Here is a 25,748-nt window from a genome sequence, read left to right as displayed (position 1 = left end):
TTGAAGATATATTTTAGGCCAGCCCCGAACGAGGACTGGCCGCCGCGCAGCAAAGCGAGAGACAGACCTCTAGATCGGGGCCGTCGCCGCCGACAACCACCGGCCCGCTGCATCGCTGACCAAGGGCGATAACCGCTGCAGCACATCCTGATGATACGTATTCAGCCAACAGCGTTCGTCCTCACTCAGATCTGCCGGGATCAGCATGTCGGTTTGTATTGGTGCAAGCGTCATATTGCGAAAGCTGAGGAACCCATCACTTTCTTCAATAACCTCAAAGATGTTCTCAATCCGGATGCCAAAACGCCCGGCCTCGTAATAGCCCGGCTCGATCGACACAACCATGCCAGGCACCAGATCCACCGGATTATAGGGCTTGCCGATGCGTTGCGGGTGCTCGTGCACCGAGAGCCGATGTCCGATGCCATGACCGGTGCCATGGTCGTAATCCAAGCCGAGATCCCAGAGCGGTCGCCGACAGACCGCATCTATATGATGGCCCTGCGTACCCCGGGGAAACCGCAGCGTGGCCAGCGCATGGAACGCGCGAAACACCGCCGTATACGCCCGGTCATAGCCGTCGGGGCGCATCCCGAAGGCATAGCTGCGCGTGGCATCGGTGGTCCCGGTGTCATACTGGCCGCCGCTGTCCAGCAGATAGGGATTCTGTGGCATTATCGGAGCATTACGCCCGTTGGTGGCCGCGTAGTGGCACATTGCAGCATTGCCTGCCGCGGCTGAGATCGTCTGAAAGCTCTCGGTCAGAAAACCCGGACGCGCCTGTCGGCAGGACAGGATCTGTGCTTCCGCCTCACGCTCGGTCACCGGCTCACCAGCCGCCGCGCGCGCAGGAACCGTCTGCGCCAACCAGGCCGAGAACTCGACCCATGCCACCCCGTCTTCCAGATGGCAATCATGCAGACCGGCGATTTCGACCGGATTCTTAACGGATTTGGTCCGGGTCAATATACTGGCCACCGCAGCCGCAATCGCCCCGGCGTCGGCAATAGTATGACGCACCGCAACCGGCGAAAAATCCGGATCAAACAGGATCCGTTCTCCGGCGTTGCATCGGTTTTGAAGAGCGCCCAGAAACTGCGAGACTGGCTGGGCGGTCACGATGTCCGGCAGGTGATCCTTGATCTCATCATCCAGCTTGGCCGGATCAACGAACCAAGTGACCGTCCCGTTTCTCTCGGCAATGAGAAAGGACTGCGGCATCGGGTTGAAGGCCACGTCATCCCCACGCACGTTCAGCAGCCAGGCAATATTGTCAGGTTGTGTCTCAACCAGACATGCGGCGTCCTGCTCGCTCAGATATGCTGCAAGATCCGCACATTTCTCGGCACTGCTCCGCCCGGCCCATTGCATCGGAAAAACGCTGATCCGCCCGGTCGGCGCTGGCGGCTGGTCCGACCAGATCGCATCCACCGGATTGTCGCCTTGCGGCAACATCGTCGCACTGGCCTGCACAGCGGATGCGGCAAACCGATCGAACCAGCCGGGTGGCAGGTGCATCGGGTCGAACCCGATCTGCCAGCCTGCCTGCGCAACCGCGCCCAGCCAGTCTTCCGGTGGCTGTTCAAAAATGTGAAGCCGCGAAAACAGCGGTCCTGAGCATTCATTTGCGACCTGCACGGTGTAGCGGCCATCCACAAACACGGCGACGGTCTCAGCCGTGATGATGGCCATCCCGGCCGATCCGGTAAAACCTGTGATATAGGCAAGGCGTTCGTCATGGGGAGCCACATATTCCCCCTGATGCGCGTCGAACCGGGGCAGAATGAAGGCATCCAGATCGCGGGCACGCAGCTCGCGGCGCAGATCGGCAATGCGGGCGGCGGCAGGTGGGCCGCTCAACATGTCATCCATTTTGATTGATCTCTTCCGCAAGATGGCAGGCGACCTCGCCACGGTCGCCAAGAGGACGCAGGTGCGGGACATCCCGCCTGCAAATTTCCGAAGCGTGGGCGCAGCGCACATGGAACGGGCACCCTGGCGGCACGTTCAGCGGCGACGGCAGCTCTCCCTCCAACCGGATCGCATCCCCTTTGTCATCGGGATCAAGCGACGGGGCCGCACTCAGCAACGCCTGTGAATACGGATGCGCCGGATTGGCAAACAGGCGCTCGCTGTCGCCGATTTCCACGATGCGGCCGAGATAGATCACTGCGACACGGTGGGAAACATGGCGCACCAGCCGCAAATCATGGGCGACAAACAGGATGGTCAGATCCAGCTGCTCCTGCAGCTCCAGCAGAAGATTCACCACCTGCGCCTGAACCGAGACATCCAGCGCCGATACCAGCTCATCGGCGATCAGCACCTCGGGCTCCACCGCCAGCGCACGGGCAATGGCAATCCGCTGACGCTGGCCACCGGAGAACTCATGCGGCAGTTTCTGCGCCGCATCTGCGGGCAGCCGCACCAAATCCAGCAGCTCCGCGACTCGTGTCGGGATCTCGTCGGAGGGGCGCATCTTATGGACCTGCAAGGCTTCGCTCAGGATCTGACCGCAGGTCATACGCGGGTTGAGCGACGAATAGGGATCCTGGAACATCATCTGCACGCGCCGGTTATAGCTTCGGTCGCTGCGCGCGCCGTCGGCGAATATATCCTGCCCATGGTGGCGAATGCTGCCACCCTGCGGCTCGTAAAGCCGGACGATGCAGCGCGCCAATGTCGATTTTCCGCACCCCGATTCTCCGACAACACCTAGGGTTTCTCCCTTCCTCAGCGCCAGGCTGACGCCGTTCAGCGCGCGTACGGCGCGACCGGGTTGCTTGCGCATCACATCAATCAGGCTGCGCGGCAGATGAAACGTCAGGCTGAGATTGTCGATCTCCATCACCGGATCAGTCATGCCACCTCTCCCTGGACCGCGGGAACCGGATTGAAACAGGCCGCGCGACGCCCGGCACTGATCGCCTCCAACGGCGGGCGCGCATTCAGGCAGGCCTCAGTCCGTGCGTCGCAACGGGGCGCATAGGCACAGCCTCGCGGCAGCATCTCCAGACTAGGTGGCGTACCCGGCACAGAGTAAAGCGGCGTCCGTGGCGGCACATCCTGTGGCACCGACTGCATCAATCCGGCCGTATAGGGATGGCGCGGCGTGCGCAGCACCTGCCGCACCGCCCCCTGCTCGACGATCCGCCCAGCATACATCACCGCAACATTCTCACAGGTCTGCGCAACGACCCCCAGATCATGAGTAACGAGGATCACGCCCATGTTCATCTCTTCAGACAGGCGCAGGATCAAATCAAGGATCTGCGCCTGAATGGTAACATCCAGCGCTGTGGTCGGTTCATCCGCCAACAAAAGCTTCGGCTGCGCCGCCAGCGCAATGGCAATCATCACCCGCTGCCGCATCCCGCCCGAAAACTGATGCGGATAATCCTGCAACCGAGAGGCAGCCGCCGGGATACCGACATGATCCAGCATCTCGACCGCCCGGTCCCGACGCGCCGCACGCGGCAGATCGGTATGTGCCTTCAGTGTCTCGGTCAGCTGCAGGCCCACGGTCAATAGCGGGTTGAGCGACGTCATCGGCTCCTGAAAGATCATTGCAACCTCACCGCCGCGCACCTGGCGCAGCTGCCGATCCGACAGGCGGGAAATATCCCGCCCCTGCCAGCGCACCTCGCCTGTGACCTCTCCATGGCGACGGGTCAGCCCCAGGATCGACCTGAGCGTGACGCTCTTCCCCGAGCCGCTTTCGCCGACAAGCCCCAGAACCTCACCCTGTCGCACATCAAAGCTGACATCGCGGACCGCAGGCAGCATCACACCGCCGCGTCGAAACGTCGTACAGAGGTTACGGACCTCAAGTATCGGCTGGGTCTCTTTCATGCTCATACTCTCTTTCCCCTTAACCGCGAGGCCGCAACAGATCGGCCAGCCCGTCGCCGATCAGCGAGAACCCGATCCCGGTCAGCACGATGGCGATGCCCGGCATCAGACTGAGCCACCAGGCCGTGGTGATGAAATTGCGCCCTTCGGCAATCAGGACACCCCATTCAGCCTGCGGTGGCTGCGCCCCCAAACCGAGGTATCCAAGCGATGATCCCAGAAGAATGGCCAGCGACATATCGGTCATCCAGTAGACAATCACCGGGGTGATCGCATTGGGCAGCAGGTGGCGAAAGATCACGCGCCGGTCAGAATATCCCATGACAATTCCGGCCGCCGCATAGTCATTGCCCATCTGGGTGATCACCTCGGCGCGCATCAGCCGGGCGTAGTAGACCCAGCCCACCGCCGTGATGGCGATATACATATTGACAAGCCCCGGCCCCAGCACCGCAACAACCGCGATCACCAGGACCAGAAACGGGAAGGTAATGACGGCATCCACGACCCGACCAAAGATCATATCGGCAATGCCGCGATAATAGCCCACCAACGCACCAACCGTGACCCCGATCAGCATGGCAAAGACCGTGGCCAGAACGGCCATCTGCATATTCACTGAATAGGCAGAGATCACCCGGCTGAGGCTGTCGCGCCCCAGCATATCGGTGCCGAAAGGATGCGCCCAGCTCGGCGGCTGCCGCACCGCGTTATAATCGATGAAATTGGGATCATATGGGGCGAACAGGCCCGGCGCGATAGCCAGCAGCGTCGAGGCTGCGATAATCGCGACACCGATCATGAACCCCGGTTTGCGCAGCGCGATCTTCCACCGGCTCTGCTGCGGTCGCGTCGCCTCGGGCGACAGAACTGTGGCATCGGTCATGTCAGACGCATCCTCGGGTCTAGGGCGCTCTGGATCAGATCGGTCATCAGGAACACGATCGACACCAGCACTGCAAATGTCAGGGTCAGCCCCTGGATCAGCGGATAATCACGGGCAAAGATTGCCTCCAGCATCAACCGGCCAACGCCCGGCACCGCAAACACCGTTTCGGTGACCAGGGTTCCGCTCATCAGGTTGCCGATGGACAGGCCAAGCAGCGTGACTGTGGAAATCAGCGCATTGCGCAACACATGCCGCCCCAGGATCTGCCAGGCCGACAGTCCCTTGGCACGGGCAAATTCAACATATTCCGCATCCACCACCTCAACGATGGCCGACCGCAGATTCCGCATGATGATCGCAGAGGTATAAAGCGCCACTGCCACCGATGGTAAAAACAGATGGTAGAGCCGCTCGGAAAAACTGTCGCCATAGCCCCCAACCGGGAACCAGCGCAGCTGCGCGGCTAGAAATGTCAGCAAGATCAATCCGATATAAAACACCGGCATGGACAGGCCGACCTGAAAGACGGTGCGGATCACCGCATCGGGCCAGCGCCCCCGGTTCAGTGCCGCAACAAAGGCCAGCGGCCCCGCGATCAGCACCGACAATGCCACGGCATAAACCGTAAGAAACAGGGTCGTCGGCAGGCGGCTGGCGATCACATCTATCACCGGCGCTCGCATCAGGATCGAGCGCCCCAGATCCCCCTGCACGGTATTGGACAGGAACTGCCAGAACTGGACCACCAGCGGCTGATTCAGTCCCAGCCGTTCGCGAATAGCGGCCAGATCAGCATCCGACGCGCGGTCCCCCGCGATGGCGATTGCCGGGTCTCCGGGTAATAGGCGCACCAGAAGAAAGATGATGATCATGACCAGAAAAAAGGTCACGGCCATCAGCAACAGGCGCTTGAGAATATATTGAATAGTGGCCATTCCGGCATCCGTTCGTCTGCACCGCCAGCCCTAGGGCTGACGGTGCTTTTACATTGCAGGGCGAAACTGATCAGCGGCTGACCGACGCTTCCTCAAAGAGGTTGTTGCCCAGCGGTGTCTGCACGTAGCCGCTGACCTTCTTTGACAGGGCCACCGCAAACGGGGTCTCGTACATGAACAGCAGCGGCGCCGCCTCGGCATAGATCGACTGCATCTCGGCATATTGACCAGCACGCGCACCCGGATCCATTTCCGTTGCCGAGGCCTCAAACAGGCTGTTGAACTTCTCGTTCTCCCAACCTGTGCCGACGGCCTTCGCAGTGGGGAAGTAACCGAGCCAACCAGTGACCTGACTTGGGTCATTCACATCATTGACCCACCCATAGGTATGGATATCAAATTCACCCGACCGGTTCTTCGCGCCACGGGTGGCATTGTCGACCTGCTCCACCTTAAGCTCGATGCCCAAAGGCGCCCACATCTGCTGAAGTGCTGCAAAAATGGTGCTGTCATCCGCCGATCCGGCCAGCGTCGTAAAGGTGATCTCGGTCCCGGGCTCAAGACCGGCCTCGGCAATCAAGGCCTTTGCCTTGTCCAGATCATAGCCATAAAGCGGATCAGTCGATGTCGCCAGCTGGGTCGCCGCCGCCATCAGAGGCGAGGTCATGGGCTTGCCGGCCCCCTGCAGCACCAACCCGATCAGGGCCTGTTTATTGGTGGCATAGTTCAGCGCCTGACGCACCCGCTCGTCCGCCAGCGGATTGGGCGATCCATCTGCCCGCGTCGGGCGGGTATTGATCGGCGAATAGATAATCCGGGTCGAGGGGAACAGATTCATATCGATGTTCGGATCCGCCTCCAGCTCGGCCACACGCGAGAACGGGATGAATTCCGCCGCATCCATCTCACCGGCCTGCAGCTTCAGGATACGGGTGGCATCATCGGGGATAATCTCGAAATGCACACCGTCCAGATAGGGCAGCGGTTTGCCGTCCGAGCCACTGCGCCAGTAGTGCTCATTGGCGCAGAAATCCATCGATGTGCCCTGCTCAAACCCGCAGAGATAGAAGGGGCCAGTGCCAACGCCCGCACTCTTTGCAGCAAAGATGGCGGCTGACTTCTCCTGATCCGTTGCGCCTTCGGCGGCCTCGAACGCGGCTTTGGACACGATGCCGGTGGTAAAGGTTGCCAGCATCGACAGGATCGTCGGATCCGGTGCCGAGAGGGTCAGGGTGATCTCGTTTTCACTATTGGCAACTGTATCCAATGTACCGAGGAGACCCGCCCACGGGCTCAGATCAGCATTGCGAGCACGATCCAGCGAAAACACCACGTCTTCTCCGGTCAGCGGTGTGCCATCGGAGAATTTGATCCCGTCGCGCAATGTCAGGGTCACCGTGGTGCCATCTTCAGAGACATTATATGTCTCGGCGAGGCCAGGAACGACCGAATTTCCATCGTCGCTGGGGCGCAGCAACGTGTCGAACAGGCTGCCAACCATCCAGATATCCGGATTGCGATCCGCATAGATCGGGTCGATCAAGGTCGATCCGTCGTAACGGGCAAAGTTCAGCACGCCGCCGCGATCCTGCGCCAGCGCCGGTACGGTCAGTGCCGTGGTCAGGGCAGCTGCGGCCGCCACCAGTTTTCTTGTCATTTGTGAGATCCTCCCAGATCGATTCTCCGTCTCATGTGGAGAAGCATAGCGTGGGTTTTAAAATTACTAAAATTATTTTTAGCAAAAGTTCTGATTGCGGTAGAAATCTCCGGTAGCTCAACTGCAGATGGACGCCGAACTTGCCGCATCAGCCCCAAGGCCGGAGGGTAGAGATATGCGCATTTGCGCCTGATCCTTCAGCGGGCAGAGCTCTTCATCGGCATGGTGCTCACCCAAAGTTCAACCGCCTCTTCGTCACTCAAAACGATCGAATAATGCGGCTTCGAGCAGTCATGGTGAACCGTATCCCCCGGCGACATGATATGCACCGAATCCCCCAGATGATATTCGAGCTGCCCCGAGATCAGGTAGCAGAACACCTCGCCCTCGTGGCACATCTTCTCCGAGACATGACCAGGTGGGCGGTGAATGATCGACGGGTAGCAGAGCGCGCCGGAAAACCCCGGCCCCAGCTTCTCATACAATCTTCCGTTGGTTCCCAGAGCGTAGGTCTGCCGGTTATCCTTATGGATATACTCTCTAAACTCTTCCTCAACACTCAACAGCTGCTCTACGCTGGTTTGTAGGGCGGCAGCGATGGACAACAGCGAGGACAGCGAGGGCGTGCTGATGCCCCGCTCAACCTGAGAAATGAATCCGGGCGTCAGTTCAGTGTCCTCGGCAACCTGCACCATTGTCATCCCCATCGCCTTGCGGCGGCGGCGGATCGCGTGTCCAAGCTGCTCGGAATTGTCCTTCTTGCGCGTTTTCTTGCTGGCGCCTGCCTTTATGGTCTCTGTCTTGCGCGTTTCTGAGGCGTCCATATCCGTATCCTGAAATTCCGGCAGCCCGACACCGCGCTGACCAAAGTGACCCATCCAACCAGCCGAACCTGTTTGGTCATGATCTGTGATGTGGGCTTCAGGAAAACATATACTAAAATTTATTGTAGTGCTACATCAGAAACAGGCGATCGATTGGCTTGACCGCCTTTCAGCCCGCCCCAAGCCCGCCGGAACCGCAGGAGACCGAGATGCGCAGCACCAGGACCGTACATGTCATTTCCGCCCATGCCGAGGGCGAAGTGGGTGATGTCATCGTCGGCGGCGTGGCACCGCCGCCGGGCGCCACACTCTGGGATCAGCGCACATTCATCGCGCAGGACCAGACCCTGCGCAACTTTGTCCTCAATGAACCCCGCGGCGGCGTGTTCCGGCACGTCAATTTGCTGGTGCCCCCCAAACATCCCGACGCCGACATGGGGTTTATCATTATGGAACCGGAATACACGCCGCCGATGTCCGGATCGAATTCGATCTGCGTTGCGACCGTGCTGCTGGATGGGGGCATTCTGCCCATGCAGGAACCGGAAACGCATCTGACGCTGGAAGCGCCAGGGGGGCTGGTCAAGGTGCGCGCCGAATGCAGAAATGGCAAAGCTGAGAGGATATTTGTCCGCAATGTTCCCAGTTTTGCAGGGGCAATTGGCGTTGCCTTGGATGTCCCGGGGATCGGTACGCTCTATGTGGATACGGCCTATGGCGGCGATAGTTTTGTGGTCGTACAGGCCGCCGATCTGGATCTGACAATCTGCGACGCAGAGGCCAAGGCCCTAGCGCAGATCGGAACCTGCATTCTGGATGCGGCAAATGAGCAGCTGGGTTTCAGCCATCCAGACAATCCCGACTGGTCGCATATTTCCTTCTGTGCATTTTGCGGCCCGCTGGAGCGCACCGACATCGGGTGGCGCAGTCGCTCTGCCGTGGCCATCCAGCCCGGCAAGGTGGATCGTTCACCCACCGGAACCGCAGTATCGGCCCGAATGGCCCTGATGCTGGCCAAAGGGGAAATGACCGCAGATGAGGAGTTTGAGGCAGTGTCGATCATTGGCTCCAGTTTCAAGGGCCGGATCACCGACCAGACAACCGTCGGAGGCCAGCTCGCCATCATTCCGGAAATCAGTGGTCGTGGCTGGATCACGGGAATACATCAGCACATGCTGGACCCCGATGACCCCTGGCCCGGTGGCTACAGGCTGAGCGACACCTGGGGGGCGTGATGCCCTGCCCCTTGATCCGCGCTTCCCGGCAGGGCACACCCGAACAACAACCGCCAGATTGGCACCTACGTAACCCCGACCCATGAGGCTCCCATGGCAGCCAAGCGCGCCATCTCCCGCAGCACCCTCCCCGACGTGATCGCCGCCGATTTGCGCGAGCGTATCCTGAGTGGTGAACTTGCCGAAGGTGAACCGATCCGCCAGGAGGCACTGGCAGAGGAATACGATGTCTCGCGGATGCCGGTGCGCGAAGCTCTGAAACGGCTCGATGCCGAGGGGCTGGTCCTTTTTGCGAATAACCGCGGGGCAACAGTCACCAAACATTCTCTGCGCGAAATCGCGGAGATTTTTGATCTGCGCATCCTGGTCGAGGTCGATCTGTTCCGTCGCTCGATCCCTGCGATGACCAGCACTGACTTCGCAAGATGCAGCCAGATCCTGGATGAAATGGACGCCTCCTATGATGCTGATGACGTGGCAACCTGGGGCGCATTGAACCACCGCTACCACTCTGCGCTCTATGCTGCTGCCGAACGTAAGCTGACCAATGAAATGCTACAGGGGCTCAGCCTTCATTCCGACCGGTTTGTGCGCATGCATCTCAGCGTGATGAAACAGCGCGAACCCGCCAAGGCCGAGCATCGCGACCTCCTCGCACTGGCGCAGGCCCGCAATGTCGAGGCCGCCTGCGACGCCCTGACCCGACATATTTCCCGCACCAAGGAAGAGCTGCTGGCGCTGGTTGCGGAGAACCGCAGCTAATACCGCACGCCGCAGGGCATACAGCGCGAATTTTACTGGCGCGCCTGTTCATCTCTTGTGAGCGCCCATAAAACCAATATATTTAGTCAGGAATTGACCGGGGTGCCCGAGTGCCCCTCTAGATAGACGGATTCATCACCCATGATGCCAGTGCAGACCTTGTCCCTGCCGCAGGTGACGGCCCCTGACCGGTTGCGCAGTATCCCCCTGCTCGATGAGCAGGAATATAATGCACTCAATACGTTGCGTCTTGCGGCGATGGGCTGCCGCGCCGCTGCGCGGACCGATCTGTTCGAAGCCTGCGCGCTGCTCTGTGTCGATGGAGAGGACGCCAGACGCACCTATGTCGATACTTTTGTGAAATGCCTGCCAGAGGCAATGCCACGTCGAATCAAATGGTTTCGCCCCGGCACGGCAGAGGTCTCGTTCGACGAAGCTTGGGTGATGCGCTGCCTGTCCTGTGTATCAGCACAGGATTATGACAGCCTCGGTTTCTTGCTGCGGTCGCAAATCGACCCGGCGCGGCGGCGCTACATCGGGTTTCTTCTGCGCCGTATTTCCGAGCAATTTCCTAAGTTTTAGAATCGTTCTAAAAACTCTTGCCATATGCCCCCGGATGGCTATGTTGTATGTCACAGCAAGCCAGCTTCCTGCCAGCCAGCTATTTTATGGAACAATGGGGAACATGATGACACAGACCGCTGCTGCACTCTCGACCGATGCCAAAACCGCAATCGCCGATGCTCTGAACCAATCCGTGGCAGAAACCGCTGTCACCACGATGTTGGCCCAGAATTTCCACTGGAACGTCAAGGGCATGGCATTCGGCCCGCTGCATGATCTGTTCCAGAAGATCTACGAAGATCACTTTCTGGGGCAGGACGACCTTGCCGAACGCGTACGTGCACTGGATGCCCATGCCGAGGGCACGTTGGCCGGGATGCTGAAACGCTCCAAAGTTGCCGAACACGACGGCCATGCGACCGATCAGGAAATGATCCGGATCATGATGGAGGCGCAGGAAACCCTCGCAGCGACCCTTGCAGGCTGTGGTGCGCTAGCCGCCGATCATGGTGATACGCTGACCGAGGATCTGTGCATTGCACGCGGCCAGACCCATGAAAAATTTGCCTGGTTCCTGCGCTCGCATCTGGCGGGCTGACACGACAACGGCGGTGGGTGAACAACCCAGACCGGCAAAGACATATAATCGCGGTCAGAGGATCTCCTCTGCCGCGATTTTTCGTTTTGCCAGTTTCTTGCGGTAGGCAAGGTCCCAATGCGTGTATTTTCCCAGCTGGCCCTGCTGCGCGGTCAGCATCCTGACAAACGCGCGCCTGTGGCTGTCTTTCTTCAACGCTTTGAACAGCGACTTCTGGGCCTTGGTCATCGAACAGCCGATGCAATGTCCCTCACGCTTGAATTTGCAGACATCAATGCAGGGGCTGGGAGTCTTGGGCATATCGAACCTTATGCGTTACCGGGCATCTTGGCCCACAAATGGGGCGACACGGGTCACTCTGCAACCGCAAAGACGAGTATTTTTGTCAATTTCTCGACACCCCCACTCGCGCGCCAGCTCGGTAGCGCCCTGACGCCGAACCAACCGGCCGTCAGAAGCGCACAGGGCACATCTAAATCTCGCTACAATTATATGTCGACTTTGACAGCCACTCCGGGTTGATCTCGATCCCCCAGCCGGGCTGATCAGTGACCGTCGCCTGACCGTTGTCGATGCGGAATGGATCAGTGACAAACAGATCCCGCTGCCAGGGATAATAGTCATCGCCCTCGATAGAGAATTCCAGATAACGCCCGGGCAGATCGACGGCGCGGAGCATATGCATCGTGAACAGGGTGACCAGAGACAGGTTCGCGCAATGCGGCGTGCAGGGCAGCCCCGCCGCCGCACCCAGCTGCGCAACCTGCATACTTCGCGTCATCCCGCCCAGATACAGGATATCCGGCTGGATGATATCAACCGCGCGCATCTCGATCATACGACGCCAGACCTGCAAATCCCAATCCTGCTCACCGCCCGCCACATCCAGATCCAGCGTGCGGGTCACCTCCGCCGTCTGCTCCAGCATCCAATAGGGGCAGGGTTCCTCGAAATGCTCATACCCATGGTCCTGCAGGCGCTGACCTACCTCAATGGCGCGTTTCGGGGAAAACCCGGAATTGCCATCAACCAGCAGGGAGACCTGATCTCCCAATACTGCCCGGATCGTCGGAATGATCGTCTCCGTGCGCCCCGGCCATTCATCCCGGTCTTCGCCGCATTCGGCGCCGACCCGCACCTTGAATGCGTCAAACCCGTGGCTGTCACGCAGGGCCTTGAGCCGGTCCGCCTCGTCCTGTGGTGTGATATCGCGCCGCATCGAAGAGGCATAGGCCCGGATCGGACCCGGCGACCCGCCCAGCAACACCGCCACTGGTTTTTCGGCCACCCGGCCGCGCCAATCCCACACCGCCGTATCAAAGCCCGCCATCGCACGCCGCAGATAGGTTCCCGGATATTTATGCTCGCGCAGCGGGATCTCGGTGATCACCGCCTCAAGTGCATCCATACCCCGGCCCAAGGCCCAGGGCGCCACCTGCCGATGAAGGATCTCGCAGGTCAGATCGCTGTTATAGGTCGAAACCTGCCCCCAACCCTGCTGGCCATCCTCCGAGGTAACCCGGACAAACCCCACCAAGGGCGTGCAGAATGTCTCAATCCGGCAAATGCGCGGCCCGATGTCCTGTTGTCCGCGATCATCCTGCAGCGGCACCGCACCCGAGGCTGAATAGGGCGTATTCATCCGGCCTCCAGAATAAGATCAGCCGCCCGATGGGCCAGCATCATAGTCGGAGCATTGGTATTGCCCGAGGTGATATTGGGAAAGACCGAGGCGTCCACGACCCGCAGCCCGTCAAACCCGTGCAGCTTCAGCTTGGGGCAGACAACGGCGGTGCTTGCATCCGCCCCCATACGGCAGGTCCCGACCGGATGAAACACCGTGCCACAGCGTTCGCGGAAATCCGACAGGATGTCGGCATCTGTCATCTGCCGCAGATCAGGCCCCATTGGAGCCTCGATCAGCCGGGTCAATGCCGATGTGCCTGCCAACCTCTGGCAGAGCAGCCCCCCTGCCATAACCTGCGCGCGGTCTTCCTCAGTCGCGAGAGAACCGGGCTGGATCAGCGGAGCGGCAGTTGGGTCGGCGCTGCGAATGTCGATCCGGCCCCTGCTGGTCGGACGGGCGGGTTGAAAGCCGATAATGAACCCGGCAAACGGATCCGGCTGGATCACCTCACGCTTGCCGTCAGGCGTAGTGGTATAGGTCACCGGATTGAAATAGAGCTGCTGGTCAGGGCGGCCCAGATGCGGCGCACTGCGGAAAAACCCGCCGCATTGGTTCACCGACAGCGCCAGCGGGCCCGTGCGGCGTATCGCATACTGCAGGGCGGCGTGGAGCTTTCCGGTCAAGGGCGACAACACATTGTTAAGGGTCGGCTCTGTGGCGCGAAAATAATAGTTGATCCCCAGATGGTCCTGCAAATTGCCACCAACATGGGCCTGCTCCTGAACCACCTCGATCCCGTGCCTGCTCAGCAGATCCGCAGGACCGATCCCCGATTGCTGCAGAAGACAGGGCGAGGCAACAGCCCCGGCGGACAGGATGATCTCACGTCCGGCCGATATCGTCATCAATCTGCCGCGCCGCCGTAGCTGTACCGAAACGGCACGCCGACCGTCAAAAATGATCCGTTCCACAAGCGCACCGGTCATCAAGGTCACATTCATCCGCTTTAGCGCGGGTGCCAGAAATGCCCGCGCCGAATGCATCCGGCGACCACCGCTTGTGTTGATCCGATAGACCGCCGCGCCTTCGCCACCGGGATCGTTGATATTGCCGGTACTCGGCAGGTCCAGTTCAGCCGCCGCGGCAAAGAAATGCCGGTTCGCCGGGTGTATCTGGTCCGATACATCCTGCACATGCAGCGCACCGCTTCCCTGCCGCCGCCCATCGGGCGCCACTTGGGTTTCCATCGCCTTGTAGGACTGATGCACGGTCTCCCAGTTCCAGCCCGTCGCGCCCGCGGCCTCCCAATCGTCAAAATCCTGCGGCACCCCGCGGGCATAGACCAGAGCATTGATTGCGCCCGAACCACCAACCCCCTTGCCACGCGGCCAGTAGCCGCGCCGCCCCGCGAGCGTCGCCTCGGGTTCGCTTTCATATTTCCAGTTCACCGCAGGATCAAAAAACGTCTTGCCGTAGCCCAGAGGCAGCGCAATCCAGGGGGAGCGCCCACGCCCGCCAGCCTCAAGGACAAGCACCTTATGGCGGCCGCAGCGGCTCAGCCGTTCCGCCAGCACACATCCCGCAGACCCTGCGCCAATAATAATGTAGTCAAATCGCGTCACTGCCTGACCGTCCGCAAAGTCTTTATCGTCAGATCGTGACAAAGCTGATCGCAAAGCGGAAACGAAAAATAGTTCGTCGCTACCTTAAAAAAATTCGCAGCATGGGTATTCTGCGCCTATGTACAGCGATCTTCCTCCGATGAGTTGGCTCCGTGCCTTTGATGCCAGTGCGCGGCACGGCAGCTTCACCCTGGCGGCGGAGGAGCTGGGCCTCACACCTTCTGCGGTCAGCTATCAGGTTCGCGGGCTTGAGGCGCAGCTGGGCCACAAGCTGTTCCGCCGCGACCACAAGCTGCTCAGCCTCACACGGCTGGGACATGCCTATCTGCCCGTGGTGGCCAAGGCTTTTGCCGATATTGACGCGACCACCTGCAATCTCTTTGGCAAAGGGACCGAGCAGGAGGTGACCCTGCGCTGTCTCACGTCTCTGAACCTCCTGTGGCTGATGCCATTGCTGGGCGACTACAGAAAACAATATCCCGCCAGTCGGCTTCGGGTGCTGTCGTCATCATGGAGTGAGCTGTCGCAGGGCGAATCGATAGATGTCGACATTCGCTATGGCGATGGCAGCTGGCGCGATGGCCCCGTCTTGCCGCTGCTCCAGAACACGGTCATTGCAGTGGCGACACCCAGCCTGCTAGGCACTTCCCCCTGCCCCGAATTGGACAGATTGCCACTGATCGAAATGACCGGCGTTGTCGACACCTGGCGCCATTTCTTTGCGCTGCACGCCCCCGGCGTTACAGTCCCCGAACCAGCCTACAAGGTCGACCAATCGCTGATTGCACTTGAACTGGCCAACCGTGGTCTGGGCGTTGCTCTGGTTGCTGATGTCTTTGCCCAGCCGTATCTTGAGCGCGGCACATTGCGCCGCGCCAGCGATATTGCCCTGTCGACCCAGCATGGCCATCATCTGGTGCTGCCCTCGGATCGAAACAGCCATCGGCCTGAGGTGAGCACGCTTGTCGACTGGCTGCAAACCCAGGCGCATCTAACTGCCGAACGTGTCGCCGCCGCGATTGCCACACCGCCTGCGGCGGGCTAGGGTCAGCGGGAAACAGACCACGCCGACAGGCCAGCCAAACCAGGCAATCCCGCGCCCTGATCACGAGAGATCTGGCGGCTGCGCTGCGCGGTAATTCCAGTCAACATATATGAATAGGTCGGAATGCTCACTGTTCTTGCAAATCGGACCTATCGTCACCTGCTGGCCGCACAGGTCATTGCGCTGCTCGGCACCGGGCTGGCGACGGTCGCGCTTGGCCTGCTGGCATGGCAGATCGCAGGGGAGGACGCCGGCGTTGTTCTCGGCACGGCCCTCGCGATCAAGATGGTGGCCTATGTCGGCCTCGCTCCAATCGCGGCCGCCCTGGCCGATAGGCTGCCCCGGCGCACCATGCTGGTCTCGCTCGACCTGATCCGCGCTGGTGTGGCGCTCGCGCTGCCCTTTGTCACCGAGATCTGGCAGATCTATTGCCTCATTTTCCTGATGCAGGCCGCCTCTGCGGGCTTCACGCCGACGTTTCAGGCGACCATTCCCGATGTGCTGCCGGATGAGGCAGAATATACGCGCGCGCTCTCGCTGTCGCGGCTTGCCTATGATTTGGAAAGCCTGCTGTCGCCGGCACTTGCGGCTGCGCTGCTGACCGTGGTCAGTTTCCCGATGTTGTTTGCAGGCACGGTCATCGGTTTTCTGACCTCTGCCCTATTGGTGCTCTCCGTGCCGATCCCATCACCCCAGCCTGGCAAACCGCGCACGATCTGGGCTCGCACGACGCGTGGCATACGGCTCTATCTTGCGACGCCGCGACTGCGGGGCCTGCTGGCACTGAACCTTGTCGTTGCGGCGGCCTCCTCGATGGTCATCGTCAACACGGTTGTGTTGGTGAAAGGCAGCTTCGGCCTGCAGGAACCCGAGGTGGCCATCGCCCTTGCGGCCTTTGGCGGCGGATCGATGCTGGCCGCGCTGCTGCTGCCACGGATGCTGGACCATATGCCGGACCGTCCGCCGATGCTGGCAGGCGGCGGCATCCTCACTTTCGGGCTCTTTCTCGGCCCCTTGGCCAACAGCTTCCTGCTTCTGGTTGTTCTTTGGATGGTACTTGGCTTTGGCTTCAGCCTGGCCCTGACGCCAACGGGGCGGTTGCTGCGACGCTCGGCTAATGCAGAAGATCGCCCGACGCTCTTCGCCGCACAGTTTGCCCTCAGCCATGCTTGCTGGCTGGTGACCTATCCGCTGGCAGGGCAGATCGGCGCCCGCGCCGGTTTCAACACGACCTTTATGGTGCTCGGGCTGATTGCCGCCGTCGGTCTCTTGCTCGCCGCGAAGCTGTGGCACGGAAATGCCGATATGGTGGCGCATGATCACCCTGAACTGCCCGACGATCACCCGCATCTGGCCAAGCATGGCCATGGGCGACAGCACCGACATGCCGCGATTGGTGATGATCTCCATCCGCGCCGCTAGGCGATGAGTCTTATTGGCTTTGCGGATCCGATCTCTACGCCCTGTAGCGCGCGCTGCCAGAATACAGGCCGGATGCGACGGCGCTCTCTTCGCGATCCTGACACGGGTCTTTAGCGGCTCCGAGAAACGTCCCCCCAAAAACCGCGACCGCAGCGGCGCAAAGGCGGCTGCGGTCACAGATGAATCGACACCTAAATCAGGATAGGCTTAGCCGGTGTTCTGCCAATCTTCCGGCTCATCAGCCCACATGTCCTGCTCCTCCCAGCCGTCACCGGAGGTGTGTTGCTCAGCGGCATCGACCACCGCCTCCGGCGTCTCGGAGCCGTCTCCTGCTACGGTGAAAATCGCCACCAGCTCCGCCAGCTTGGTCGCATCCCCGCGCAGCATATGGCTGGCGGCGGTGGATTGCTCCACCATTGCCGCATTCTGCTGGGTCACCTGATCCAGCTGCGACATGCCGATATTGATCTCATGCAGCCCGGTGGACTGGGCCGTCGCGCCATCGGCGATATCGGAGACCTGCTGCGAGATCTGCCCGACCTGTGCCACGATGCCGCTCAGCGCAGTGCCAGCCTTGCCGACGAGTTCGACACCGTAGTCGACCTTCTTCGAGCTCTCGCTGATCAATGTCTTGATTTCCCGCGCCGCCTCGGATGTGCGCTGCGACAGGCCACGCACTTCGGAGGCAACAACCGCAAACCCACGACCCGCTTCGCCAGCGCGCGCCGCTTCGACACCGGCGTTCAAAGCCAGAAGATTGGTCTGGAACGCAATGTCATCAATCACGCTGATGATCTGCGCGATATGTTTGGAGCTCTCCTCGATTTCCGTCATCGCAGAGACCGCGCTGCTGACAACGCTGCCATTCTCGATCGCTTCGCTCTTTGCGGCCTGGGTGGTGGTCTCAACCGAACGCGCGCCCTCAGCTGCGGATTTCACACTGGCTGTCAGCTCATCCAGGGCAGCGGCAGTCTCCTCCAGCGTCGCCGCCTGGCTTTCGGTCCGCCGCGACAGATCATCGGAAGCCTGGCTGATCTCATCGGCGCCATTGCGAATGGAAGAGGCAACATCCACCATATCCATCACGGTTCTGCTCAAGGTCTCAACCGTCTGATTGAAATCCGCCTGCAACTGGGCGTAGCCCTCGGTCAGTTCTTCGTTGATCCGCGCCGAAAGGTCGCCCTGTGCAAGCCGGGCCAAACCCTGACCGATCGCCGTGACGGCAGCGGTCTGCTGCGCCTGATGGATCGCGCGCTCCTCCTCGGTGGCCTTGGACAGTTCCTCTTTCTCCACCAACCCGTCACGGAACACGGTCAATGCCTGTGCAATGCGGTAGATCTCGTCGCTGGTGCGCTCAAATCCCTTGATCGGGCTCAGATCACCATCGGCGAGCCGCTCGGTGGTCCGGCTGATCGCGTTGAGCGGTCGTTGGACCAGGAAATGGGTCAGCAGCAGCGCCACCATCAGGAGCCCGCCCGCCACCATCAGCATCCGTTCGATATTGGCGCGAGCCTCGTCTACGGTCGCTGCAATGTCGGTGGCCATATAGGCAATTTCACCCCGGCTGCCGGAGCCAAGAAGCGAGGCACGGCTCGCGATCTGAAGCACCGCATTGGCGGTTGCATTGGCCGCTTTGGTCGCATCCGCGTCTGCCGTGAGCGAGGCAATTCGGAAAACCGCCAGCCCCTGATCGGGTGCCGCCAGCGTGATGATCTCGTCGAGCTGCGCGGCCAGCCGTCCTTCGTCAAACGTCTTGTAGTCTGCAAGAGCGGCAGCGGCTCGCTCCATCGGTTCGGCAGCAGCGCGGGTCTGCACCAGACCCTGCGCGGTCACGACATCCAATGCTGCGACCTGGAAATTGCTGATCCAGGTATTGATCTCAAGCAATGTGTTGAGAAAACCGACCTCATTCGCAAGCAGACCCTGAATTGCCTTCTTGCTGTCGGTGCTGGCATCGTCAGCCGCCAATGTCACCTCAAACACCATGTCATCGACCGCAGTGGCCAGTTCGGTATCGCTTGACAGGCGCGCACTCAGCACCTCCTGACGCAGGGCGCTGGACTGAGCACCCGCGCGCGAAACCGCCTTCTGCAGCACCGCAGCAGCATCACGGATGGCAAAGATCGGTACGACACCAGGCGCCTCGACCTCCAGCGTGTTGATCACCTCGTTCAGACGGCCATCCGATGCCTTGGCCAGATCGGTCAGGATCGACTGCATGGCACGGTCCTTGGTATCGCCGATGGCAAGGGCGATACCGGAAATCAGGTTGATTTCCGCACGCGCCTGCAACAGCGACTGCAGGGTGGCAAATTTCACCTCGACCAGATCGGTCAAAGTCGCATCGACTGCAGACATCGTCTGCTCACCGCCTTTGGTGAGGTTCGAATAGGCCTCCTTTGCCATCTCGGCGAGCGTGACCTGCATGGCGCTGCTCATTTCCTGCAGCTCGGCCGTCATCGCGATCACTGCCGCAGCATTCTTGAAAGCAATGGTACGGGCGTCAATGGAGGCATCCAGCGCCTCCTCGACCATAACCAGATCTGGTTTGAATTCATCACGGAGCACTTCGGGCAGCTGTTCCACCGCGCTATCAAGAGCGCGAACCGCCGTTGTCACATCGCTCTTGGCAAAGTCGAGCGCATTCAGCGTATCAGCCAGCATCACCGCAACCATCGCGTCCTTGGTTCGGGCCGCAGCAGCGGTCATCTGACCGCTCAGTTCCAGTTCAGGAAGCTTTTCCCCGGACAGGACATGCACATCTCCCGCCACCTGTTCAAACGCCCGCGTCACCGCATAGCCGATGGCACCCGAAGTACCGGCCATCGCCAGTAGGATAAGAAACATCTTGGCGCGAATACTGGACAACGGATTCCACCGCCGTGTCGCGCGTTTACGTGTCTGCTTCGTCATTATTCGCCCCATGAGTCCATTAAAACCACTCGGTTTTGCACAGAAATCCGGCAGAGGCCGGGTGATTGAGGCATCAGACATGCCTCAATCTGGCGCTTTTTCAGGATTCGCCGCCTGCCACGACAGGTTGGAAGCTGCCATCCTTGGCGATATGGGTCAGGAAGACGTCATCCATGCCCTGGTTGTCATCCGGACCAAAGCGCATGGTGACTCCGCCCAGATCCACCTCACTCAGCCCGGCGAAGGCCGCGAGATAGCTTTCACGGGTCAGCTCGGCACCTGCCTCTTCCAGAGCGCGGATGGCCAGACGACCTGTCAGATACCCTTCAAGTGTCACGAAACCCGGCTCGGCTGCGGCATCCACCGCCTTCAGTGCGGATTGGTACTGCGCCACGACTGGCAGCGAAGTGTCCCATGGGAACGGCACAACCTGGCTGATAATCACACCTTCACCGGCCTCGCCCAGTTCCTTCGCCAGCGCGTCGGACCCCACAAAGGAAATATTCACGAAGGTCGGATTGAACTTCAGCTTGCGCGCCAGCTTGATGAATTCGGCAACCGGCTTATAGGCGCCAACCATCACAACCGCATCCGGTTCGGCCTTGCGGATGGTCAGAAGCGCCTTCTTCACAGCGGTGGTATTGCGGGTATACGTGCCCTCGGCGGCGAGGGTCATGCCGCGTTTTTCCAGTGCCGCGGTAACGCCAGCCAGGCCTACGCGACCAAAACCATCATCCTGATAGAGCAGCGCGATGGAACTCATGTTCAGCTCATCCACCAGATGGGCAATCCAGGCTTCGGTTTCCGCCGCATATGTGGCACGGACGTTGAAGATGTTCCCGTGGCTTGCATCGCGCAGGAAACCAGCACCGGTGAAGGGGCCGATAAACGGCATGCCAGCCTCGGTCGCGATCGGCTGCGTTGCCGATGCGGTCGGGGTGCCAACAGCGCCGATCAGGCCAATATGCTGATCATCAGCAATCACCTGTTTGACCAGCGTGGCCGATCGGTCGGGTTCATAGCTGTCATCCATACTGTCCAGAACGATGCTGCGTCCATGAACACCACCCGCAGCATTCGCCTCGGCAAACGCGGCTTGCAGGCCAAGCTGCATCCCCTGCCCCAGCGCCGAAGCGGGACCCTCAAGTGCGGCGACCTGTGCAAATCGAACTTCAGTCTCTGACACGCCCTGCTGAGCAAGTCCAAGCGTCGGCAGGGCCATGGCCAGTACCGCTGCGGTTGTTAGTTTTCTTAGCGACATCGTATACTCCACCTTTCAAAACACCGGCGCAGCTTGCCCTGAACCCGTTAACAAAGGCCCTCCGGGCGAAAATAACCCTGCGCAAAATATGCAAAGCATTTTAACGACCGGTCGAAAAAACAGACCAAAGCGCCCAGACCATCGACCTCTTCCCGCGCGGCTGTTAGGGTGACAGCACCCTATTTCCGGTCAGCGCCCAGGACCTGCCATCGTGAAAATCCCTTTGTTCTTTGATGGCTATGATCTGAAAGCCTACGATGTCCCACACGGCCAAACCCTGTCGCAGCTGCGTGAGCGCCTGCGCTATGGCTATCGCCTGATGAAAGGCGCACAACCGCGAACCGGCTTCTACGTCGCCTTCACGAATCTTGCCAAAAGCCTTCGGCGTCTCGGTCACGATGTGGTGATAAATGACTTCGACTTTGCCCGCGGACATCCGGATCACCCGATCGGCCTGAGTGGATATCTGCCGCCGCTGGCCCGTTTTGGACTGCGCAACCCTGCCATTTACGGTCCCGGACGCGTGCCGGACAGCAGCGACCTTGCAGCGCTTCGCGAACAGGTGAACCTGAAAGTCGTGACCTACCCGTCAGCCTGGCCGATCCAGCTCAATCCGGCAGAGACACGCGCACAATTCGCACCGATGTTCGTGGGCATCGACACCGATGCCTGGCCCGATATGTCGGGTCACAGAAAAACGATTGATTTGCTCTTCTACAACAAGGTCCGCTGGCATCGCGAAACCGCCCGCGAATGCGATCTGCTCCAGCCCCTGCGTGACATGCTGACCGCGCGCGGGCTCAGTTGGCGCGAACTGGACTACGGGCATCATACGCCCGCGCAGTACCGCGATCTGGTGGGCCGCAGCCGTGCGGTACTTTTCTGCACCGAACATGAAACCCAAGGGCTGGCCTATCAGGAAGCCATGTCGGCGAACCTGCCAGTCTTTGCCTGGGATGAGGGGGTGCTGGTTGACCCCTCACAGCGGATCCTGGCACAGGGTGACGTCACCCCCAGTTCGGTGCCCTATTTCGATGACCGCTGCGGGATGCGGTTCCAGATCGACAATATGGAAGAACAGTTTGATCGCTTCTGGACGGCGCTGCCAAACTATCGCCCCCGCGATTACGTATTGGAGAACCTGTCTCTCCAGCGCGGCGGTGAGCGTTTTATGTCACTCTACGAGCCGCTCTTTGACGGGGCCTCATCTCTTCGGCCCGGTCTCACGCCTTTGGCCCGGAACGCCGATCCCGGCTGAAGCCAGCAACGCCGTCACATCATCGGCGGTCTGACGGAACATCGTCTCGGGCAGCGCCGCGATCCGATTGCGACAGGCGGCGATCCGGTCCGGCGTCAGCTGCTGCAACAGCCCGACCAGCTCGGCGGCATCAGCACGGCGCAGGGTCCAGCCCTGCCCTGTCTCCTCAATCTGGCGGCCGGTCTGCGTCGTCGCCACGGCGATCACCGGACAGCCGTGCCAGCCGGCCTCATAAAGGCGGTTCGGCAGCAGCAGATCCGAATTGCCACCGGCGCGGGCCTCACCCGCCTGCCACAAATCCTGCGCCCAGACCACATCGCAGCCGCGGTAGCAGGCAGCCAGACCCTCCGGGTAGGCGTAGGCCCCGTGAAAGATGACATTACCGAGCCCGGCGATCCGGTCATGGAAATCAGGCAAGACATGGTCGTGGATCTTGCCGTGAACATGCACCTCGATCGCCGCCCCCATTTGCTGCGCCACCCTCAGCAGCAGCTCAAAGCTCGGTCGGCAGCGTATGGCGCCGATCCAACCCAGCCGCAACGGCCCGGATGCCGCGCCATGAAAACCTCCCGCGACGGGTCGTGACATGCGGTCCGGCACGACCATCTTGTTCTCCACCAGTTGCCAGGGCCCAACAAAACCCTGTACCGGCACGAAATACCCTTCGTGAAAACCGGGCGAGGACAGCCACAGCACCTCCGCCGCCGCGATCAGCCGCCGCTCGACCCAGCGGGCGATCCGGGGTTTCAGGCCGCTGCCCTCGAACAGCGAATGGATATCCAGCACCTCATAGGCAAGCGGCGCCGCGCTGCCGCTCCGCCGCCGCAGCGCGGCGGCCAGCGCCAGCATATCGAGATTGCGCGCCACCAGCAGATCAGCCTGCTGCACCAATGGCCGCAGCCGTGGGTCACGCAACGCAGTGGAGAGCGCCAGACGCCCCCGGCGCAACAGCCCGTGTTGACCTATCTCGCCCAAATCAATGTTCAGCCAGCTCACCTGCGGCAACGGCCCCTTGCGCGATGACACCGAGATCACCTCATGCCCAAGCGCCTGAAAAGACTCCAGCCGTCTCAGCTGGGCCACGTCAGTCAGATCGGAGGCAAAACAGAGCAACTGCGCCATATGTCAGCCACGGATCCGCTGCGGCGACGGCTCTTGATCCTTTGCTCCGCCGTAGATCTGCGGCTGTGGCAGGGCAAAACATCCCGCCAGCACGCCCAGGTGCAGCAGCCCCCGCAACAGCCAGAAATTCCGGCGCGGCTCGACAGGCAGGACAGGCAGGGTCGCAACGACACAATAGGCAACCTTGGCCAGCGCCGCCCCAGCCAGTTTTGTCCGTGCCAGCAGCCCCGATGCGCTGGCCGCATAGCTCTGCCCCATGCGGAACCGCCGTTTTGCCAACCAGCCCAGATGCAACCGATCCGACGCAACCACCTCAAAGACGGCCGCATCGGCCGAGATCGCAAACTGCGCGCCCAGATGTGAGAGCGCAAAGAAATAGGCGGTATCCTCGCCGCCGCTCGTGCCGCGAGAGAGATCAAACTCCAGCCCCTCCCAGGGGCGACCGGCAAACCGCATCAGCGCATTGCAGCTATGGGCGGTCTGTAACTGCACCCCACCGCCATTGCCGGCGCGAAGTTCCGGCCAGTTGCTGTGCCAGTCCTGATCAACCATCCATTGCGGCGCCTGCTGCGGGTAACGTGCGATGGCCGGCCCTGAAATCACATCCGCGCCGGTCTCCATGGCGCGGCGTATCAGCTGTTCGATCCAGTCGGGCGGAACCACCTCATCATCATCGACAAAGGCAACCCAATCCGACCGCCGCTTGCGCGCCATGGCCAGACAGGCGTTGCGGGCCAGAGAGATATTGCGTGCCGGCGCGTGGACATAGCTGACCGGCCACGAGGTCGCGCAGCCGCGCACCCAGTGGTCCGCCGACGGCGAGGTATCATTGTCCGCAACGATGATATCTATCGTATAGCCCTGCGGTGCGCGCAAAGCGGCCAGGCTCTCCAATGTGTCCACCACGCTGCGGCGCCGATAGGTGCAGAGTAATATCGAAATCCGTTCGCTCATCGCTTCACCCTGCGCCCCGCCGCACCCGCCAGGGCCGATTGAACAGAATGCCGCGCCATCGCCCGCACCAGACCAAGCGCCCAGCCCATGTGCATCAGCACCAGAGCCACCCCGGACCAGATCCCGGCACCCCCCAGCCGCAGACAGGCGATGCCCGTCACCACAATCACCACAGTCAGGTAAACCAGCGGCCAGATCAGAGCCAAGGGCCAGAAGGGTGCCGCGACCAGTGCCAGTCCACATAGGAGGAGATTGGCAACCGGCACCATCTGCCGCAGCCGTGGCCGCATTCGGTGTTTGATCAATGTTGCCGCACGGCCTGCGCCATAGTTCTGATATTGCCGCCATAGCGCGACAGGCGTGCTGCGCATCACATAGCCAAGCCGCACATCACCGGCCAGCCAGATACGTCCTCCGGCCGCCAGCAACCGCCAATCCAGCTCAGCATCCTCATTGTGGCTGAAACTCGCATCATAACCGCCAACCCGGCGGAACCAGTGCAGATCCATCAGCGCGTGATGCCCGTGATCCACATAGCCCGAGGTCCGACCTCCCCGATGCGCCGCACCACCCGATCCGAAGGGCGTATCCACGACCCAGGCGGCCGCCTTGCCGAATTCACTGCGTCCTTCGGACTGCATCGCCACCACGACCGCCGCACGATCATCGTTCTCCCGCAGCGCCGCGCACAGGGCGGTTGCATAATTCGCCGGATAGATCGCATGGGCATCACAGCGCAGCAGCACATCAAAGCCGCCGCCAAATTCAGCAACCGCCCGATTGATGCCTGCGGACTGAATCCGGTCCGGATTATGCAGCACATGTATCTTGATCGGCGCTGTCTCGGCCAAGCTCTCGACGATGGCCACCGTGTCATCATCGCTGCCCCCATCCGCCACCACCAGCGCAGACCGATCTGGATCGCGCAGCAGCGGGTCGCGCAGCAGGCTTTCGAGACAGGGACGGATCGCAGCCGCTTCATTCAGAGTCGGGATCACCACCAGCACCCGCATATCAATGCCCCTGGGTGCAGCGCTGGCGCCCTCCCTGCCTCTCTGACCGCTCATGCCCATGGTCTTTGTTCCATTCCGTGTTATGGACCTGTCTAAAGGATCCGATTATGTTGCGACAGATTGATTTTTGCGCGCAGTCTGATGAACTTGGCACTGCAACCTACTTGCCACCCCTGCGGCGTCGCGCAACGCAGG

The 25,748-nt window shown here is 60.8% G+C and carries 22 protein-coding genes; 7 read left to right on the top strand and 15 right to left on the bottom strand.

Annotated features, from left to right (window positions below):
- Window positions 1-69: 69 nt before the first annotated feature.
- The 7 genes from VWY60_RS01005 to VWY60_RS00975 form a co-directional block, all read right to left on the bottom strand.
- Window positions 70-1,872 carry an aminopeptidase P family protein gene (locus VWY60_RS01005; protein WP_416539666.1) on the bottom strand — a complete coding sequence of 601 codons (1,803 nt, stop codon included), beginning with the start codon at window positions 1,870-1,872 and terminating at the stop codon, window positions 70-72.
- Window positions 1,865-2,863 carry an ABC transporter ATP-binding protein gene (locus VWY60_RS01000; RefSeq protein WP_416535386.1) on the bottom strand — a complete coding sequence of 333 codons (999 nt, stop codon included), beginning with the start codon at window positions 2,861-2,863 and terminating at the stop codon, window positions 1,865-1,867. Before VWY60_RS01000 ends, VWY60_RS01005 begins: the two co-directional genes overlap by 8 nt.
- Window positions 2,860-3,858 (bottom strand): ABC transporter ATP-binding protein, encoded by a 999-nt coding sequence (locus tag VWY60_RS00995; RefSeq protein WP_374015656.1) that lies wholly within the window; start codon window positions 3,856-3,858, stop codon window positions 2,860-2,862. Before VWY60_RS00995 ends, VWY60_RS01000 begins: the two co-directional genes overlap by 4 nt.
- A gap of 13 nt (window positions 3,859-3,871) precedes the next feature.
- A complete protein-coding gene (locus VWY60_RS00990) occupies window positions 3,872-4,738 on the bottom strand; it encodes an ABC transporter permease (RefSeq protein ID WP_340547568.1) in 867 nt (288 codons plus the stop codon).
- Window positions 4,735-5,676, bottom strand: a complete 942-nt coding sequence (locus VWY60_RS00985; RefSeq protein WP_340547567.1) for an ABC transporter permease — start codon at window positions 5,674-5,676, stop codon at window positions 4,735-4,737. Before VWY60_RS00985 ends, VWY60_RS00990 begins: the two co-directional genes overlap by 4 nt.
- A 70-nt stretch (window positions 5,677-5,746) precedes the next feature.
- Window positions 5,747-7,333 carry an ABC transporter substrate-binding protein gene (locus VWY60_RS00980; RefSeq protein ID WP_416539665.1) on the bottom strand — a complete coding sequence of 529 codons (1,587 nt, stop codon included), beginning with the start codon at window positions 7,331-7,333 and terminating at the stop codon, window positions 5,747-5,749.
- Between the two features lie 197 nt (window positions 7,334-7,530).
- Entirely contained in the window at window positions 7,531-8,157 is a 627-nt protein-coding gene (locus VWY60_RS00975) for a helix-turn-helix domain-containing protein (RefSeq protein ID WP_340547565.1), read from the bottom strand.
- Window positions 8,158-8,366: 209 nt separating this feature from the next.
- Between VWY60_RS00975 and VWY60_RS00970 the strand changes: the two genes are divergently transcribed.
- The 4 genes from VWY60_RS00970 (at window position 8,367) to VWY60_RS00955 (ending at window position 11,316) form a co-directional block, all read left to right on the top strand.
- Window positions 8,367-9,392, top strand: a complete 1,026-nt coding sequence (locus VWY60_RS00970; protein ID WP_416539664.1) for a trans-3-hydroxy-L-proline dehydratase — start codon at window positions 8,367-8,369, stop codon at window positions 9,390-9,392.
- Window positions 9,393-9,485: 93 nt separating this feature from the next.
- The gene (locus tag VWY60_RS00965) at window positions 9,486-10,154 is read left to right on the top strand and encodes a GntR family transcriptional regulator (protein WP_340547563.1); all 669 of its coding nucleotides are present in this window, start codon (window positions 9,486-9,488) and stop codon (window positions 10,152-10,154) included.
- A 141-nt stretch (window positions 10,155-10,295) separates the two neighbouring features.
- Window positions 10,296-10,736, top strand: a complete 441-nt coding sequence (locus VWY60_RS00960) for a hypothetical protein (protein WP_416539663.1) — start codon at window positions 10,296-10,298, stop codon at window positions 10,734-10,736.
- A gap of 106 nt (window positions 10,737-10,842) precedes the next feature.
- Window positions 10,843-11,316 carry a Dps family protein gene (locus VWY60_RS00955; RefSeq protein ID WP_340547561.1) on the top strand — a complete coding sequence of 158 codons (474 nt, stop codon included), beginning with the start codon at window positions 10,843-10,845 and terminating at the stop codon, window positions 11,314-11,316.
- Between the two features lie 54 nt (window positions 11,317-11,370).
- On the opposite strand, the gene VWY60_RS00950 is transcribed toward VWY60_RS00955, so the two are convergent.
- From VWY60_RS00950 to VWY60_RS00940, 3 genes are all read right to left on the bottom strand, one after another.
- On the bottom strand, window positions 11,371-11,616 hold the full coding sequence (locus VWY60_RS00950; protein ID WP_340547560.1) for a DUF1289 domain-containing protein: 246 nt from the start codon (window positions 11,614-11,616) through the stop codon (window positions 11,371-11,373).
- Between the two features lie 172 nt (window positions 11,617-11,788).
- On the bottom strand, window positions 11,789-12,958 hold the full coding sequence (locus VWY60_RS00945; protein ID WP_416539662.1) for a mandelate racemase/muconate lactonizing enzyme family protein: 1,170 nt from the start codon (window positions 12,956-12,958) through the stop codon (window positions 11,789-11,791).
- Window positions 12,955-14,565: a GMC family oxidoreductase gene (locus VWY60_RS00940; protein WP_416539661.1), complete on the bottom strand. Its 1,611-nt coding sequence runs from the start codon at window positions 14,563-14,565 to the stop codon at window positions 12,955-12,957. Before VWY60_RS00940 ends, VWY60_RS00945 begins: the two co-directional genes overlap by 4 nt.
- A gap of 139 nt (window positions 14,566-14,704) precedes the next feature.
- Between VWY60_RS00940 and VWY60_RS00935 the strand changes: the two genes are divergently transcribed.
- Together VWY60_RS00935 and VWY60_RS00930 are read left to right on the top strand one after the other, a co-directional pair.
- Window positions 14,705-15,610, top strand: a complete 906-nt coding sequence (locus tag VWY60_RS00935; protein WP_416539660.1) for a LysR substrate-binding domain-containing protein — start codon at window positions 14,705-14,707, stop codon at window positions 15,608-15,610.
- 123 nt (window positions 15,611-15,733) lie between these two features.
- Window positions 15,734-17,032 (top strand): MFS transporter, encoded by a 1,299-nt coding sequence (locus VWY60_RS00930; RefSeq protein WP_416539659.1) that lies wholly within the window; start codon window positions 15,734-15,736, stop codon window positions 17,030-17,032.
- 207 nt (window positions 17,033-17,239) lie between these two features.
- Here the strand turns inward: VWY60_RS00930 and VWY60_RS00925 are convergent, their stop codons facing one another.
- Together VWY60_RS00925 and VWY60_RS00920 are read right to left on the bottom strand one after the other, a co-directional pair.
- The gene (locus VWY60_RS00925) at window positions 17,240-19,945 is read right to left on the bottom strand and encodes a methyl-accepting chemotaxis protein (RefSeq protein ID WP_416535374.1); all 2,706 of its coding nucleotides are present in this window, start codon (window positions 19,943-19,945) and stop codon (window positions 17,240-17,242) included.
- A gap of 100 nt (window positions 19,946-20,045) precedes the next feature.
- On the bottom strand, window positions 20,046-21,206 hold the full coding sequence (locus VWY60_RS00920; RefSeq protein ID WP_340547554.1) for an ABC transporter substrate-binding protein: 1,161 nt from the start codon (window positions 21,204-21,206) through the stop codon (window positions 20,046-20,048).
- A gap of 211 nt (window positions 21,207-21,417) precedes the next feature.
- On the opposite strand from VWY60_RS00920, the gene VWY60_RS00915 reads away from it, so the two are divergent.
- The gene (locus VWY60_RS00915) at window positions 21,418-22,464 is read left to right on the top strand and encodes a glycosyltransferase (protein WP_416539658.1); all 1,047 of its coding nucleotides are present in this window, start codon (window positions 21,418-21,420) and stop codon (window positions 22,462-22,464) included.
- On the opposite strand, the gene VWY60_RS00910 is transcribed toward VWY60_RS00915, so the two are convergent.
- Genes VWY60_RS00910 through VWY60_RS00900 form a run of 3 tightly spaced genes read right to left on the bottom strand, consistent with a single transcriptional unit; the run spans window position 22,411 to window position 25,607 of the window.
- Window positions 22,411-23,586, bottom strand: coding sequence for a glycosyltransferase family 1 protein (locus VWY60_RS00910; protein ID WP_416539657.1), 1,176 nt, complete (start codon window positions 23,584-23,586; stop codon window positions 22,411-22,413). The genes VWY60_RS00915 and VWY60_RS00910 overlap by 54 nt on opposite strands.
- A 3-nt stretch (window positions 23,587-23,589) precedes the next feature.
- A complete protein-coding gene (locus tag VWY60_RS00905) occupies window positions 23,590-24,540 on the bottom strand; it encodes a glycosyltransferase family 2 protein (RefSeq protein WP_416539656.1) in 951 nt (316 codons plus the stop codon).
- Window positions 24,537-25,607: a glycosyltransferase family 2 protein gene (locus VWY60_RS00900; protein ID WP_416539655.1), complete on the bottom strand. Its 1,071-nt coding sequence runs from the start codon at window positions 25,605-25,607 to the stop codon at window positions 24,537-24,539. The genes VWY60_RS00905 and VWY60_RS00900 overlap by 4 nt, the downstream gene beginning before the upstream one ends.
- Window positions 25,608-25,748 lie beyond the last annotated feature (141 nt).

This window comes from Phaeobacter sp. JH20_26 (genome assembly GCF_048056275.1).
Lineage (GTDB): Bacteria > Pseudomonadota > Alphaproteobacteria > Rhodobacterales > Rhodobacteraceae > Phaeobacter > Phaeobacter bryozoorum.
This window is presented reverse-complemented; position numbering and strand designations above follow the sequence as displayed.

What these genes read in the sequence shown, in the direction of transcription:
- VWY60_RS01005 (WP_416539666.1), bottom strand. Translation starts at nt 1,872, where the DNA reads ATGGATGACATGTTGAGCGGCCCACCTGCCGCCGCCCGCATTGCCGAT.
- VWY60_RS01000 (WP_416535386.1), bottom strand. Translation starts at nt 2,863, where the DNA reads ATGACTGATCCGGTGATGGAGATCGACAATCTCAGCCTGACGTTTCAT.
- VWY60_RS00995 (WP_374015656.1), bottom strand. Translation starts at nt 3,858, where the DNA reads ATGAGCATGAAAGAGACCCAGCCGATACTTGAGGTCCGTAACCTCTGT.
- VWY60_RS00990 (WP_340547568.1), bottom strand. Translation starts at nt 4,738, where the DNA reads ATGACCGATGCCACAGTTCTGTCGCCCGAGGCGACGCGACCGCAGCAG.
- VWY60_RS00985 (WP_340547567.1), bottom strand. Translation starts at nt 5,676, where the DNA reads ATGGCCACTATTCAATATATTCTCAAGCGCCTGTTGCTGATGGCCGTG.
- VWY60_RS00980 (WP_416539665.1), bottom strand. Translation starts at nt 7,333, where the DNA reads ATGACAAGAAAACTGGTGGCGGCCGCAGCTGCCCTGACCACGGCACTG.
- VWY60_RS00975 (WP_340547565.1), bottom strand. Translation starts at nt 8,157, where the DNA reads ATGGACGCCTCAGAAACGCGCAAGACAGAGACCATAAAGGCAGGCGCC.
- VWY60_RS00970 (WP_416539664.1), top strand. Translation starts at nt 8,367, where the DNA reads ATGCGCAGCACCAGGACCGTACATGTCATTTCCGCCCATGCCGAGGGC.
- VWY60_RS00965 (WP_340547563.1), top strand. Translation starts at nt 9,486, where the DNA reads ATGGCAGCCAAGCGCGCCATCTCCCGCAGCACCCTCCCCGACGTGATC.
- VWY60_RS00960 (WP_416539663.1), top strand. Translation starts at nt 10,296, where the DNA reads ATGATGCCAGTGCAGACCTTGTCCCTGCCGCAGGTGACGGCCCCTGAC.
- VWY60_RS00955 (WP_340547561.1), top strand. Translation starts at nt 10,843, where the DNA reads ATGACACAGACCGCTGCTGCACTCTCGACCGATGCCAAAACCGCAATC.
- VWY60_RS00950 (WP_340547560.1), bottom strand. Translation starts at nt 11,616, where the DNA reads ATGCCCAAGACTCCCAGCCCCTGCATTGATGTCTGCAAATTCAAGCGT.
- VWY60_RS00945 (WP_416539662.1), bottom strand. Translation starts at nt 12,958, where the DNA reads ATGAATACGCCCTATTCAGCCTCGGGTGCGGTGCCGCTGCAGGATGAT.
- VWY60_RS00935 (WP_416539660.1), top strand. Translation starts at nt 14,705, where the DNA reads ATGAGTTGGCTCCGTGCCTTTGATGCCAGTGCGCGGCACGGCAGCTTC.
- VWY60_RS00930 (WP_416539659.1), top strand. Translation starts at nt 15,734, where the DNA reads ATGCTCACTGTTCTTGCAAATCGGACCTATCGTCACCTGCTGGCCGCA.
- VWY60_RS00925 (WP_416535374.1), bottom strand. Translation starts at nt 19,945, where the DNA reads ATGACGAAGCAGACACGTAAACGCGCGACACGGCGGTGGAATCCGTTG.
- VWY60_RS00920 (WP_340547554.1), bottom strand. Translation starts at nt 21,206, where the DNA reads ATGTCGCTAAGAAAACTAACAACCGCAGCGGTACTGGCCATGGCCCTG.
- VWY60_RS00910 (WP_416539657.1), bottom strand. Translation starts at nt 23,586, where the DNA reads ATGGCGCAGTTGCTCTGTTTTGCCTCCGATCTGACTGACGTGGCCCAG.
- VWY60_RS00905 (WP_416539656.1), bottom strand. Translation starts at nt 24,540, where the DNA reads ATGAGCGAACGGATTTCGATATTACTCTGCACCTATCGGCGCCGCAGC.
- VWY60_RS00900 (WP_416539655.1), bottom strand. Translation starts at nt 25,607, where the DNA reads ATGAGCGGTCAGAGAGGCAGGGAGGGCGCCAGCGCTGCACCCAGGGGC.